Source organism: Plantactinospora sp. WMMC1484, from assembly GCF_049315195.1.
GTDB lineage: Bacteria > Actinomycetota > Actinomycetes > Mycobacteriales > Micromonosporaceae > Plantactinospora.
The window spans coordinates 3,929,702-3,942,325 of the sequence record NZ_CP186055.1; the positions used below are offsets into that span (position 1 = coordinate 3,929,702).

15 protein-coding genes are annotated in these 12,624 nt (G+C 71.9%); 13 read left to right on the forward strand and 2 right to left on the reverse strand.

Features of this window, described 5'->3' with window-relative positions; translation table 11 throughout:
• Positions 1 to 31: 31 nt before the first annotated feature.
• The 3 genes from ruvX to ACN28C_RS17285 are packed head-to-tail and all read left to right on the forward strand — an operon-like array spanning position 32 to position 2,580.
• A complete protein-coding gene (gene ruvX, locus ACN28C_RS17275; RefSeq protein ID WP_422774455.1) occupies positions 32 to 511 on the forward strand; it encodes a Holliday junction resolvase RuvX in 480 nt (159 codons plus the stop codon).
• On the forward strand, positions 508 to 1,728 hold the full coding sequence (mltG, locus tag ACN28C_RS17280; protein WP_422774456.1) for an endolytic transglycosylase MltG: 1,221 nt from the start codon (positions 508 to 510) through the stop codon (positions 1,726 to 1,728). The genes ruvX and mltG overlap by 4 nt, the downstream gene beginning before the upstream one ends.
• A gap of 12 nt (positions 1,729 to 1,740) precedes the next feature.
• Complete coding sequence (locus ACN28C_RS17285; protein WP_422774457.1) at positions 1,741 to 2,580, forward strand: shikimate dehydrogenase; 840 nt, start codon at positions 1,741 to 1,743, stop codon at positions 2,578 to 2,580.
• On the opposite strand, the gene ACN28C_RS17290 is transcribed toward ACN28C_RS17285, so the two are convergent.
• Positions 2,507 to 3,760, reverse strand: a complete 1,254-nt coding sequence (locus ACN28C_RS17290; RefSeq protein WP_422774458.1) for a multidrug effflux MFS transporter — start codon at positions 3,758 to 3,760, stop codon at positions 2,507 to 2,509. The genes ACN28C_RS17285 and ACN28C_RS17290 overlap by 74 nt on opposite strands.
• A gap of 125 nt (positions 3,761 to 3,885) precedes the next feature.
• On the opposite strand from ACN28C_RS17290, the gene ACN28C_RS17295 reads away from it, so the two are divergent.
• The 7 genes from ACN28C_RS17295 to nusB all read left to right on the forward strand — a co-directional run bounded on the left by ACN28C_RS17295 (position 3,886) and on the right by nusB (position 8,798).
• The gene (locus tag ACN28C_RS17295) at positions 3,886 to 4,413 is read left to right on the forward strand and encodes a MarR family winged helix-turn-helix transcriptional regulator (protein ID WP_422774459.1); all 528 of its coding nucleotides are present in this window, start codon (positions 3,886 to 3,888) and stop codon (positions 4,411 to 4,413) included.
• 97 nt (positions 4,414 to 4,510) lie between these two features.
• Positions 4,511 to 5,689 (forward strand): chorismate synthase, encoded by a 1,179-nt coding sequence (gene aroC, locus ACN28C_RS17300; protein WP_422774717.1) that lies wholly within the window; start codon positions 4,511 to 4,513, stop codon positions 5,687 to 5,689.
• Positions 5,689 to 6,201, forward strand: a complete 513-nt coding sequence (locus tag ACN28C_RS17305; protein ID WP_422774460.1) for a shikimate kinase — start codon at positions 5,689 to 5,691, stop codon at positions 6,199 to 6,201. The genes aroC and ACN28C_RS17305 overlap by 1 nt, the downstream gene beginning before the upstream one ends.
• Positions 6,202 to 6,205: 4 nt before the next feature.
• Complete coding sequence (aroB, locus tag ACN28C_RS17310) at positions 6,206 to 7,285, forward strand: 3-dehydroquinate synthase (RefSeq protein WP_422774461.1); 1,080 nt, start codon at positions 6,206 to 6,208, stop codon at positions 7,283 to 7,285.
• Complete coding sequence (gene aroQ / locus ACN28C_RS17315; RefSeq protein WP_422774462.1) at positions 7,282 to 7,728, forward strand: type II 3-dehydroquinate dehydratase; 447 nt, start codon at positions 7,282 to 7,284, stop codon at positions 7,726 to 7,728. Before aroB ends, aroQ begins: the two co-directional genes overlap by 4 nt.
• Before the next feature lie 78 nt (positions 7,729 to 7,806).
• The gene (efp, locus tag ACN28C_RS17320) at positions 7,807 to 8,364 is read left to right on the forward strand and encodes an elongation factor P (protein WP_107262813.1); all 558 of its coding nucleotides are present in this window, start codon (positions 7,807 to 7,809) and stop codon (positions 8,362 to 8,364) included.
• A 23-nt stretch (positions 8,365 to 8,387) separates the two neighbouring features.
• A complete protein-coding gene (nusB, locus tag ACN28C_RS17325; protein WP_422774718.1) occupies positions 8,388 to 8,798 on the forward strand; it encodes a transcription antitermination factor NusB in 411 nt (136 codons plus the stop codon).
• A 241-nt stretch (positions 8,799 to 9,039) separates the two neighbouring features.
• Here nusB and ACN28C_RS17330 read toward each other — a convergent pair whose 3' ends face one another.
• On the reverse strand, positions 9,040 to 9,528 hold the full coding sequence (locus ACN28C_RS17330; protein ID WP_101366736.1) for a transcriptional regulator: 489 nt from the start codon (positions 9,526 to 9,528) through the stop codon (positions 9,040 to 9,042).
• Between the two features lie 284 nt (positions 9,529 to 9,812).
• Here ACN28C_RS17330 and pyrR point away from each other — a divergent pair, with 284 nt between their 5' ends.
• The 3 genes from pyrR to ACN28C_RS17345 are packed head-to-tail and all read left to right on the forward strand — an operon-like array spanning position 9,813 to position 12,624.
• A complete protein-coding gene (gene pyrR / locus ACN28C_RS17335; protein ID WP_422774463.1) occupies positions 9,813 to 10,394 on the forward strand; it encodes a bifunctional pyr operon transcriptional regulator/uracil phosphoribosyltransferase PyrR in 582 nt (193 codons plus the stop codon).
• A complete protein-coding gene (locus ACN28C_RS17340) occupies positions 10,394 to 11,317 on the forward strand; it encodes an aspartate carbamoyltransferase catalytic subunit (RefSeq protein ID WP_422774464.1) in 924 nt (307 codons plus the stop codon). The genes pyrR and ACN28C_RS17340 overlap by 1 nt, the downstream gene beginning before the upstream one ends.
• Complete coding sequence (locus tag ACN28C_RS17345) at positions 11,317 to 12,624, forward strand: dihydroorotase (RefSeq protein WP_422774465.1); 1,308 nt, start codon at positions 11,317 to 11,319, stop codon at positions 12,622 to 12,624. The genes ACN28C_RS17340 and ACN28C_RS17345 overlap by 1 nt, the downstream gene beginning before the upstream one ends.

Genomic DNA, 12,624 nt, shown 5'->3' on the forward strand with positions numbered 1-12,624 from the left:
GTCCGAGCCGGTCCTTCCCAGGAGTCGCGCGATGACCGTCCCGTCCCGTGAAGCCGTCCCGTCCCGTGGCGTCCGGCTCGGCGTCGACGTCGGTCAGGTGCGTGTCGGCATCGCGCTCTCCGACCCGGACGGGATCCTGGCGACCCCGCTGGTGACACTGCCCCGGGACCTGAAGACCGGTATTGATGCCGTTCCGACCGATATCTCCGAAATCGCGCGGCTCGTAGAAGTCCACGAGGTGGTCGTGGTCGTGGTCGGTCTGCCGGTGACACTCGCCGGTGGGCACGGTCCGGCGGCGACCCAGGCGACGGCGTACGCCCAGCGGTTGGCTGCGACGATAGCGCCGGTGCCGGTGGATCTGGTGGATGAAAGGATGTCGACCGTCGTGGCTTCTCGTAGGCTAGCCGAGCGGGGCGTCCGAGGAAGGCGTCAACGGGCGGTGGTCGATCAGGCGGCCGCGGTGGAGATTCTGCAGAGCTGGCTAGATAGGCAGCGGAGGCGGACGGGATGATCGACGAGTTGGAGCTCGCGTTCGACGAGCGTGCGGAGAAGGGACGACACCGGCGCGGCGCACAACGTAAGCGCAACGGCAAGAAGAAGCGCAGCGGCCGGGGCCGCACGGTCGCGGCGCTGCTGATGACCTTCGTACTGCTCGGCGTCCTCGGCGGCGTCGGCTGGTACGGGTTCGACCGGGTGCAGGGTTACTTCGTCACCCCCGACTACGACGGCAGCGGGACCGGTGAGGTCCAGGTACAGGTCGAAGAGGGCCAGAGCATCGCCGAGATCGCCAGCACCCTGGTCGAGGCCGGGGTGGTCAAGAGCACCAAGGCGTTCATCGAGGCGGCCCAGGAGAACTCGCGGAGCCAGAACATCCAGCCGGGCGTCTACAAGGTCCGCAAGGAGATGAGTGCGGAGTCGGCGCTGGGCCTGCTGCTGGACCTGAAGAACAAGCTCGTCAAGGGCTTTCTGGTCCGGGAGGGCGCCACCGCCAAACAGATCTTCAAGGCGCTGGCGGAGGAGACGGGCCTTCCGGTGAAGGACTTCGAGACCGCCGCCAAGGACCTGGAGGGACTCGGCATCGCCGACTTCTGGTTCAAGCGCGACGACGGCCAGGCGGCGCGGAAGTCGATCGAGGGCTTCATCTTCCCGGACACCTACGAACTCCCGCCGAACGCCAGCGCCGAGCAGATCCTGAAGCTGATGGTGCAGCGGTTCATGTCGGTGGCCGAGGAGATCGACTTTGTCGACCGGGTGCAGAAGGAGCGCGAGATCAGCCCGTACGAGGCGCTGATCGTGGCGTCGCTGGCCCAGGCCGAGGCGGGTAACGCCGACGATCTCGGCAAGGTCGCCCGGGTGGCGTACAACCGCATCTACAGCGGCGACCACTACTGCAAGAACGGCAACGGCCTCACCGGCTGCCTGGAGTTCGACGTCGGGGTCAACTACTACTGGGAGCTGACCGGTAAGAAGACCAAGCGGTCCGGGGACATGACGGATGCGGAGCTCTTCGATCGGAAGAACCCGTACCGGATGCACGGCAAGGCGGGGCTGCCGCCCGGGCCGATCAACAACCCGGGGCAGAAGGCCCTGGAAGGGGCGATGGACCCGCCGAAGGGCACCTGGCTGTTCTTCGTCGCGGTCGACAAGGAGGGGCACTCCGAGTTCGCCACCACCAACGAGGAGCACGAGCGCAACATCCAGAAGGCCCGCGAGAACGGCGTGCTCTGAGGTGACGGCGAGGTGACACGGGAGCGTCGTCGGGCGGCGGTGCTGGGCAAGCCGATCGCCCACTCGCTCTCCCCGGTGATCCACAACGCCGGTTACGCGGCGGCCGGGCTGACCGGTTGGTCGTACACCGCGATCGAGTGCGCCGAGGCCGAGCTCGCCGACCTGGTGGCCGGGCTCGGCCCGGAGTGGGCAGGGCTCTCCCTGACCATGCCGCTGAAGGAGGCGGCGCTCGCGGTGGCCGGCGAGGTCTCGCCGGTCGCCGCCGCGACAGGTGCCGCCAACACTCTGGTACGCCGACCCGACGGCTCCTGGGCCGCCGACAACACCGACGTGCCGGGAATGGTCGACGTGCTGGTCGAGGCCGGGGTGCCCGCCGGCGCCGAGGTGCTGCTGCTCGGTGCCGGCGGTACCGCCCGGGCCGCGCTCGCCGCCGCCGCCCAGCTCGGCGTGCGCCGGGTCGCCTGCCGGGTGCGCCGCCACGCCGCCGGTGCGGAACTGGCCCGGCTGGCCGACACGCTCGGCCTGCGGTTCGAGATCGTCGACTGGGCGGCTCCGGACGCATCGGAGGGCGCGGACCTGGTCGTCTCGACCGTGCCGAAGGGCGCCGCCGACGGCTTCGCGGCGGCGGCCCGGTCCTGGCGACCGGAGACGGTCTTCTTCGACGTCGTCTACGACCCGTGGCCGACGCCACTCGCCGAGGCGGCGGTGGCGGCCGGCTGCCGGATCGTCTCCGGGCTCGACCTGCTGCTGGCCCAGGCGGTCGGGCAGTTCACGCAGTTCACCGGCGTGCCGGCGCCGGTGCCGCAGATGCGGGCAGCGCTCGTCGCCGCCCGCGCTCCCGGGCGACGCTGACGACCACCAGCGCGGATAGCGCGGTGCTGCCGAGCATCACCAGGGCCATCGGCACCGCGCTGCCGTCCGGGCCGAGATTCGCCAGCGGCGCCACGGCGGCCGCGATGGCCAACTGGAGAGCGCCGAGCAGGGCGGCGGCGCTGCCGGCGTACCCGGGATGCCGGTCAAGGGCCAGAGCCAGCCCGTTCGGCAGGACCATGCCGAGGCCGGAGACGAAGAGGAAGAGTGCGACCAGCACGGTCGGCAGGTTGGCGGTGGCGGCCCCGACGAGCAGGGCGGCGGCGGTCAGCAGGCCGGCGAGCAGGGCGGTGCCGAGCAGTCGGCGTGGGCTGGCCCGGTCCAGCAGCCGGGCGTTGAGCTGGCCGAGCGCGGTCATCCCGGCGGCGTTCAGCCCGAAGATCAGGGTGAACCAGCCGGCGGAGAGCGCGAAGACCTCCTGGATCACGAACGACGATCCGGAGATGTACGCGATCAGTCCGGCGAAGGCGAGGCCCTGGGTGAGCACGTATCCGAGATAGATCCGGTCGGTGAGCAGCCGCCGCATCGCCTGGAGCGTGCCCGGCAGTCCGCCGGTGCTGCGCCGCTGCGGCGGCAGTGTCTCCGGCAGCCGCCAACCGACCGCGGCCAGCAGGAGGAGGCCGATAGCGGCCAGAGCGACGAAGACGATCCGCCAGGAGCCGAACCGCAGCACCAGCATGCCCAGCGCCGGTGCGGCGGCCGGGGCGACCCCGAAGATCAGGATGAGTCGGGAGAAGTACTTGGCCGCCGCCACCCCGGAGTAGCGGTCCCGGACGATGGCCCGGGCGACCACGACCCCGGTGCCGCTCGCCACCCCCTGGAGCAGCCGGAGCGCGGAGAGTGCCTCGACCGAGGGCGCGAACGCGCAGAGGAGGCTGGCCACGGTGTACGCGGTCACGCCGACCAGCACCGGCCGGCGACGACCCCAGCGGTCGCTGAGCGGCCCGGTGACGAACTGGCCGAGGGCGAGGCCGAAGAGAAAGGTGGTGAGGGAGAACTGCACCTGCGCCGGGGTGGTGTCGAGGCCGCTGGTCATCTCGGGGAACGCCGGGAGGTACATGTCCAGCGACAGTGGACCCAGTGCGGTGAGGGTGCCGAGCAACAGCAACTGGCCGGCCTCCGTGCTCCGGCCCGGCGGTGTCGCGGAACTCCGTCCGCCCACTGCGTCCCCCTAGTCTGTGGATAGACCGACACCTTAGCTCTGTGAGCAGAGCTATTGCGATGTGAAGTAGCCGACGCCGGCCGACGGACCCGATCCGGTGGCAGCGACGGGGAGGCGGAGGATCGATGACCGAGGACGCGACGGCCGGCGCGGCAGAGGCACTCGGCAGTGCCGTGGCCGACCTGCACCGGGTGCTGCGCCGGGCGACCAGCCGGCGGACCGGCCGCGCACCGCTGCCCGACGCCCAGGTCGAGGTGTTGCGACTTGTCGAACGCGCCCCGGGCATCTGCGTCAAGGAGGCGGCGAGGCGGCTGCGTACCGCCGCCAACACGGTCAGCACGCTCGTCGGTGACCTCGCCGGGGCCGGGCTGCTGGAGCGCAGCCGGGATCCGCAGAACCGGCGGATCGTCCGGCTCAGCCTGACCCCCGCCGCGCACCTGCGGATCGGCGAGTACGTCGCACACCGCCGCAACCTGCTGCTCGACGCGCTCGACCGGCTCGACGAGCCGGCCCGGCGGGACATCGTGCACGCGGCAGCCCAACTGCACCGGCTGGCCGACCTGCTCGCCGAGCAGGAGCGTGCCGACGACGAGCAGGCCGAACCGGACCGTGTCGACCGGCGCGCCACCGTGCCGGATTCCGTCCGTCCGTAGAGCGGGACGGTGCGGGAGGTGCGCGGCGGCGCACCCGGGCCGTGCCAGACTTGACCGGCGGCCGGCCGGCCCGGCCAGGACGAGGAGAGGGTTGACCGTGTTGCGCTGGTTGACGGCGGGAGAGTCCCATGGCCCCGCCCTGGTTGCGGTGCTCGAAGGCCTGCCGGCCGGGGTCGAGGTGACCAGCGAGGAGATTGTCCGCCAGTTGGGCCGCCGCCGGCTGGGCTACGGCCGGGGTGCGCGGATGGCCTTCGAGCAGGACGAGGTGGAGATCGTCGGCGGTCTCCGGCACGGCGTGACCCTGGGCAGTCCGGTCGCGGTCCGGGTGGGCAACTCCGAGTGGCCGAAGTGGCGCACGGTGATGGCCGCCGACCCGGTCGACCCGGAGCTGCTGGCCGCCCAGGCCCGCAATGCCGCCCTGACCCGGCCCCGGCCCGGCCATGCCGACCTGGCCGGCATGCAGAAGTACGGCCACACCGACGCCCGGCCCATCCTGGAACGCGCCAGCGCGCGGGAGACTGCTGCCCGGGTCGCGGTCGGCACGGTCGCCCGGGCCCTGCTCCGGCAGGCGTTCGGCATCGAGATCGTCTCGCACGTGGTGGAACTCGGTCCGGTAGCCGCCAAGCCCGGTCTCCAGCCCCGTCCCGAGGACGCCGAGCGGATCGACGCCGACCCGCTGCGCTGCCTCGACCCGGAGGCGAGCGCCCGGATGGTCGCCGAGGTGGACGCCGCCAAGGCCGACGCCGACACGCTCGGCGGCATCGTCGAGGTGCTCGCCTACGGCGTACCGCCGGGGCTCGGCAGTCACGTGCAGTGGGACCGCAAGCTCGACGCCCGGCTCGCCGCGGCGCTGGTCTCCATCCAGGCGATCAAGGGTGTGGAGATCGGCGACGCGTGGCAACAGGCCCGCTCCCGGGGCTCGGTGGCGCACGACGAGATCGTCCCCACCGCCACCGGGGTGCGCCGGGTCACCGACCGGGCCGGTGGGCTCGAGGGTGGCATCACCACCGGCGAGCCGCTGCGGGTCCGGGCCGCGATGAAGCCGATCTCCTCGCTCAACCGGGCGCTCTCCACCGTGGACGTGGCGACCGGGGAGCCGGCCACCGCGATCAACCAGCGCTCCGACGTCTGCGCCGTGCCGGCCGCGGCGATCGTCGCCGAGACGATGGTCGGGCTCGTGCTCGCCGAGGCGGCCCTGGAGAAGTTCGGCGGCGACTCCGTCGCCGAGATCCGCCGCAACCTCGCCGGTTACCTGGACAACCTGGTGATCCGCTGATGGCGCCGGTCTGCGTGCTGGTCGGCGTGATGGGCGCCGGCAAGACCAGCACCGGCACGCTTGTCGCCAAGGCGCTCGGGGTCGACTTCCGGGACACCGACGGCGACGTCGAGGCGATGGCAGGCAAGCCGATCCCGGAGATCTTCGTCGACGACGGTGAGGAACACTTCCGTACCCTGGAACGGGCGGCGGTGGCGGCGGCGCTGGACTCCTTCGACGGGGTGCTCGCGCTCGGCGGCGGCGCGATCCTGGCCGAGGAGACCCGGGCTGCGCTCGCCGGGCACCGGGTCGTCCACCTCTCGGTGGAGTTGGCGGACGCGGCCCGGCGGGTCGGTCTCGGGGCGGGCCGGCCGCTGCTGGCGATCAATCCCCGGGCCACCCTGAAGCACCTGCTCGACCAGCGGCGCCCGCTCTACGCCGAGGTGGCCAGCTGGACCGTGGTCACCGACGGGCGGACCCCGGAGCAGGTGGCCGAGGAGATCCTGGCCTGGCTGGCGGGTGACGGTGACTAGCCCGATGGACGACCTGACCCGCATCCCGGTCGGTGGTGACCGACCGTACGACGTCCTCGTCGGCCGGGACCTGCTGGCCGCGCTGCCGTCACTGCTGGCCGGCGCCGAGCGTGTCGCCGTGCTGCACGCCCCGCCGCTCAAGGCGCACGCCGACGAGCTGGCCGAGCGGCTGCGGGCCGCCGGCACCAGCCCGCTGACCCTGCCGGTGCCGGACGCCGAGGCCGGAAAGGACATCGACGTCGCGGCCGGTTGCTGGGCGCGGCTGGGTGCGGCGGGCTTCACCCGTACCGACGCGGTGGTCGGGGTGGGCGGTGGTGCGGTGACCGACCTGGCCGGGTTCGTCGCCGCCTGCTGGTTGCGCGGGGTCCGCTGGGTGCCGGTCGCGACCTCGCTGCTCGGCATGGTCGACGCGGCGGTGGGCGGCAAGACCGGCGTCAACACCGCGGCCGGCAAGAACCTGGTGGGCGCCTTCCACCCACCGGTGGGGGTCCTCTGCGACCTGGCGATGCTCGACTCGCTGCCGGCGGTCGACCTGGCGGCCGGACTCGCCGAGGTGGTGAAGTGCGGTTTCATCGCCGACCCGGCCATCCTCGACCTGGTCGAGTCCGACCCGGCGGCGGCGCTGGAACCGGCCGGCCCGCTGGTCCGGGAGCTGATCGAGCGGGCCGTCCGGGTGAAGGCGGCGGTGGTCGCGGGCGACCTGCGTGAGGCGGGCCAGCGGGAGATCCTCAACTACGGGCACACCCTCGGGCACGCCATCGAGAAGGTCGAGGGCTACCGCTGGCGGCACGGGCACGCGATCTCCGTCGGCCTGGTCTACGCCGCCGCGCTCGCCCGGCGGGCCGGCCGGCTGGACGAGCCGACGGCGGCCCGGCACCGCAGCGTGCTGACCGCGCTCGGCCTGCCGACGACCTACCGGGCGGATGCCTGGCCCGAGCTGCTGGCCACGATGCGGGTCGACAAGAAGGCCCGCGGCAACCGGCTGCGGTTCGTGGTGCTGGACGGGCTGGCCGCGACCGGGATCCTGGACGGCCCGGACGACGAGCTGCTGCACGAGGCGTACGCGGAGGTGGCGGCGGGATGAAGGTCTACGTCCTGAACGGGCCGAACCTGGGCCGGCTCGGCACCCGGCAGCCCGTGGTCTACGGCGCCACCAGCTATGCCGAGCTGGTGGCGAGCTGCCAGGCGACCGGCAGGGAGCTGGGCCTCGAGGTGGAGGTGCGGCAGACCGACGCCGAGGCGGAGTTGATCGGCTGGCTGCACGAGGCGGCGGACGAGGAGGCGGGGGTGGTGCTCAACCCCGCCGCCTGGTCGCACTACTCCATCGCGGTCCGGGACGCCTGCGCGATGCTGCGCGGCCCGCTGGTCGAGGTGCACATCTCCAACATCCACGCCCGGGAGGAGTTCCGGCACCACTCCGTGGTCTCGGCGGTGGCGACCGGGGTGATCTGTGGTCTCGGCGTGCACGGCTATCGGCTGGCCCTGCTCCATCTGGCGTCGCTGCGGGACCAGGCCGCCGGGGGCTGACCCGCTGGTCAAGATCGATCGTACCCTCCTAGTAGACTTGCCGGGTCCGTCCGCCCGCATTGAAGATCAAGGCAGGAAATGGCCACCACCAACGACCTGAAGAACGGGCTGGTTCTCAACCTCGACGGCGAGCTCTGGGCCGTCGTCGAGTTCCAGCACGTCAAGCCCGGCAAGGGCGGCGCCTTCGTGCGCACCACGCTGAAGAACGTGTTGTCCGGCAAGGTCGTCGACAAGACGTTCAACGCGGGCACCAAGGTCGACACGGCCACCGTCGACAAGCGCACCATGCAATACCTCTACGCCGACGGCGAGGACTACGTCTTCATGGACCTGGAGACGTACGACCAGATCCCGGTGCCCGGTGGCACGGTCGGCGAGGCGGCCAACTACCTGCTCCCCGAGGCGGAGGCGATCGTCGCCACCCACGAGGGCGTCCCGCTCTACGTCGAGCTGCCCACCAGCGTGGTGCTGGAGATCACCTACACCGAGCCCGGCCTGCAGGGTGACCGTTCCACCGGTGGCAACAAGCCGGCGACGGTCGAGACCGGTGCCACCGTCCAGGTGCCACTCTTCATCACCACCGGTGAGAAGATCAAGGTCGACACCCGCGACGGCCGCTATCTCGGCCGAGCCTGATGGCGGAGGGCCCCAAACAGCAGATGCCGGCCCGCCGCAAGGCGCGTAAGCGGGCCCTGGACGTCCTCTACGAGGCCGACATGCGGGGCCGGCCCGTTCCCGAGGTGCTGGCCGGCTACATCGAGCGGTTGGCGCAGCCGCGTCCGGACCATCTCGGCTACGCCGTCGGCCTGATCGAGGGCGTGGCCGAGCACCAGGCCCGGATCGACGAGCTGATCGACAGCTACGCCGAGGGCTGGACCCTGGACCGGATGCCGGTGGTCGACCGCAACCTCGCCCGGATCGCCATCTACGAGCTGCTCCACGTCGACGAGATCGACGACGCGGTGGCGATCAGCGAGGCGGTGGAGTTGGCCCGGCAGATGTCGACCGACGACTCTCCCCGGTTCCTCAACGGCATCCTGGGCCGGATCGCCGAGTACGCCACCCGTTGACCTCGGCGGGGTCCGGCGTGACCGGGCCGCCCGCCGGGTGATGTCTCTGCCCGACAGGGTGATGTCTCTGCCTGACAGACAGCCTCCTTCGGAGACATTTGTCGCAGCCGTCCACCCGTGCAGAGCTCGGCGGTGGCACCGGCCGTGCGCGGGTGACACCGCGGACGGATCCGGGGACGAAGGGACGAACGTCTCGCGGGGCCGGTGCCGGGGTGGGCCCGGACCCCGCGAGTCGGGCGGATCAGGACGCGAAGAGCGCCCGGGGATCGGCGACGAGTACGCCGTGTTCGGTGAGCCGCTCGATCAGCCCGGAGGGGGAGGAGTCGTAGACGATCGCGAGCGCCCGAAGGTCGTCCGCGCGAATCGACAGCACCCGCCCGTTGTAGTCACCCCGCTGCTGCTGGATGGCTCGGGCATAGCGGGCGACGTAGGCGAGGTCCTCGGAGGCCTCGTCGTACAGCCGCTCCAGGTCGAGCACGATCTTGTTCGTCGGCTCGTGACGGACACCACTGCCGTCGGGCAGCAGCTCCGAGACGGGCACCCGGTAGAAGTCCGCGAGCTCGGCGAGACGCGAGACCGTCACCGCCCGGTCGCCCCGCTCGTACGAGCCGACCACGACGGCTTTCCACCGCCCGTTTGACTTCTCCTCCACCCCCTGCAGGGACAACCCCTGCTGCTGACGGATAGAGCGCAGGCGCGCGCCCAACGACTTGGCGTATTCAGAGGGCATTCGGCACTCCCAGTGCTGGTCGGGGATCTCCCCAGCGATCGCTACGGAGCGTGACGGTACGGGGATTGCGACACGTGGTCAAGTGCTAGTTACCTACCTATTACAAAGATCGTGTCTGACCGGGCGGTTTCGACTCGCCTGATTCCGCGGTCAGTGACCCGTCGAGGTCTGCCATGTGGCCAGTGGTAACGTGGCTAACGCCCCGGCCCGGGCCGCTGCTGCCCAGTGCCGGAATCCGACGTCCTTTAACGACCCGTCCCGTGAGGCGGGGAAGGGGGTCCGCCGTGGCGTACCCGCAGGCTGCTCAGCCGCAGCCGGGCCCACCACCGTCTGTGAAGGTCATCCTGACCAGTGCCGAACTGGCCCGGGTGGTGGACCGGATCGCACACCAGATCCTGGAGAAGACCCAGGGCGCGGCGGGCACCGTGCTGCTCGGTATCCCCACCCGGGGCGCTCCGCTGGCCCGTCGGCTGGCCTCCAGGATCAACGCCTTCGAGGGCATCGCCGTACCGGTGGGTGTGCTCGATATCACTCTCTATCGCGACGATCTCCGCCGGCAGGCGGTCCGGGCGATCGGCCCGACCCAGGTGCCGCCGGAGGGGATCGACGGCAGGCGGGTGATCCTGGTCGACGATGTCCTCTTCTCCGGCCGCACCGTCCGGGCCGCCCTGGACGCCCTCAAGGATCTCGGCCGGCCGAGCTCGGTCCAGCTCGCCGTGCTTGTCGACCGTGGCCACCGCGAGTTGCCGATCCGGGCCGACTACGTGGGGAAGAACATCCCGACGGCCCTCGCCGAGAGCGTCAGGGTGACGCTCGCCGAGACTGACGGCACCGACGAGGTCAGGCTGATCGGAGGGGCGGCGTAGTGCTCAAGCACCTGCTTTCCGGGGCGGATCTCGACGCGCCCACCGCCACGCTGATCCTGGACACCGCCGCCGAGATGGCGACCGTGGCCGGCCGAGAGATCAAGAAGCTCCCCGCGCTGCGTGGCCGGACCGTGGTGAACCTCTTCTACGAGGACTCCACCCGGACCCGCATCTCCTTCGAGGCGGCAGCCAAGCGGCTCTCCGCCGATGTGATCAACTTTTCGGCCAAGGGTTCCAGCGTCTCCAAGGGCGAGAGTCTGAAGGACACCGCGCTGACGCTGCAGGCGATGGGGGCCGACGCGGTGGTGATCCGGCACCCCGCCTCCGGGGCGCCGCACCGGCTGGCGAACTGGGTCGACGGCTCCGTGCTCAACGCCGGGGACGGCACCCACGAGCATCCGACCCAGGCGCTGCTCGACGCGTACACGATGCGGTCCCGGCTCGGCCGGGTCGCCGGGCTCTCGGTCGCGGTCGTCGGCGACGTGCTGCACAGCCGGGTCGCCCGCTCCAACGTGCTGCTGCTGGCCACCCTGGGTGCCAAGGTGACCCTGGTCGGCCCGCCGACGCTGATCCCGGTCGACATCGGCGCCGCGCTGGCGCCGGGCACCGAGGTCTCCTACGACCTCGACGCGGTGCTGCCCACCTCGGACGTGGTGATGATGCTCCGGGTGCAGCGGGAGCGGATGGCCGACTCCTACTTCCCGTCCGCCCGGGAGTACGCCCGGCGCTACGGGCTGGACGGGCCCCGGATGGCCCGGCTGCCCGACCACGCCATCGTGATGCACCCGGGCCCGATGAACCGCGGGATGGAGATCGCGCCCGAGGTGGCCGACTCGCCCCGCTCCACGATCGTCGAACAGGTCGCCAACGGCGTCTCCGTCCGGATGGCCGTCCTTTACCTGCTGCTGGGGGGAATGAACTGATGACCGAGTCCACCGCCGGAGGTGACACCGGTCCCGGGTACCTGATCCGGGGAGCCCGGGTGGTCGGCGCCGAGCCGACCGATCTGCTGATCTCGGACGGCGTGGTGGTCGAGACCGGCCGCCGTCTCGACGCCCGGGGCGCCCGGGTGGTCGACGCCGACGGGCTCGTCGCGCTCCCCGGCCTGGTCGACCTGCACACCCACCTGCGGGAGCCGGGCCGGGAGGACGCCGAGACCGTCGAGTCCGGCTCGCGGGCCGCCGCGCTGGGCGGATACACCGCCGTCTGCGCGATGGCCAACACCTCGCCGGTCGCCGACACCGCCGGCGTGGTCGAGCAGGTCTGGCGGCTCGGCCGCGAGGCCGGGCTGGTCGACGTGCAGCCGATCGGCGCCGTCACGGTCGGGCTGGCCGGGGAGCACCTCGCCGAGCTGGGTGCGATGGCCGAGTCCGCGGCCCGGGTGCGGATCTTCTCCGACGACGGGCACTGCGTCGCCGATCCCAGGCTGATGCGCCGGGCCCTGGAGTACGTCAAGGCGTTCGACGGGGTGATCGCGCAGCACGCCGAGGAGCCCCGGCTGACCGAGGGCGCCCAGATGCACGAGGGCGAGGTCTCCACGAGGCTCGGCCTGACCGGCTGGCCGGCGGTCGCCGAGGAGGCGATCATCGCCCGGGACGTGCTCCTGGCCGAGCACGTCGGCAGCCGGCTGCACGTCTGCCACCTCTCCACCGCCGGCAGCGTCGAGGTGCTCCGGCACGCGAAGGCCCGGGGGGTGCGGGTCACCGCCGAGGTGACCCCGCACCACCTGCTGCTGACCGACGAACGGGCGGCCAGCTACGACCCGGTGTTCAAGGTCAACCCGCCGCTGCGGACCGGCGCCGACGTCACCGCGCTGCGCGAGGCGCTGGTCGAGGGCATCATCGACATCGTCGCCACCGACCACGCTCCGCACGCGCTGGAGGACAAGGAGTGCGAATGGGGGTACGCCCGGCCGGGCATGCTCGGGCTGGAGACGGCGCTCTCGGTGCTCCTCGCCGTACTCGGCGAACGGTGGGAGCTGATCGCCGAGCGGATGTCCCGGACACCGGCCCGGATCGCCGGGCTGGCCGAGCACGGGCGGAACCCGGCCCCCGGGCTGCCGGCGAACCTGACCCTTGTGGATCCGGCGGCCCGCCGCACCATCGAGCCGGGCGAGCTGGCCAGCCGCAGCCGCAACACCCCGTACGCCGGGCTGACCCTGCCGGGGCGGATCGTCGCGACCTTCCTGCGCGGCGAGCCGACGGTACTGGACGGAAAGGCGGTGCGCTGA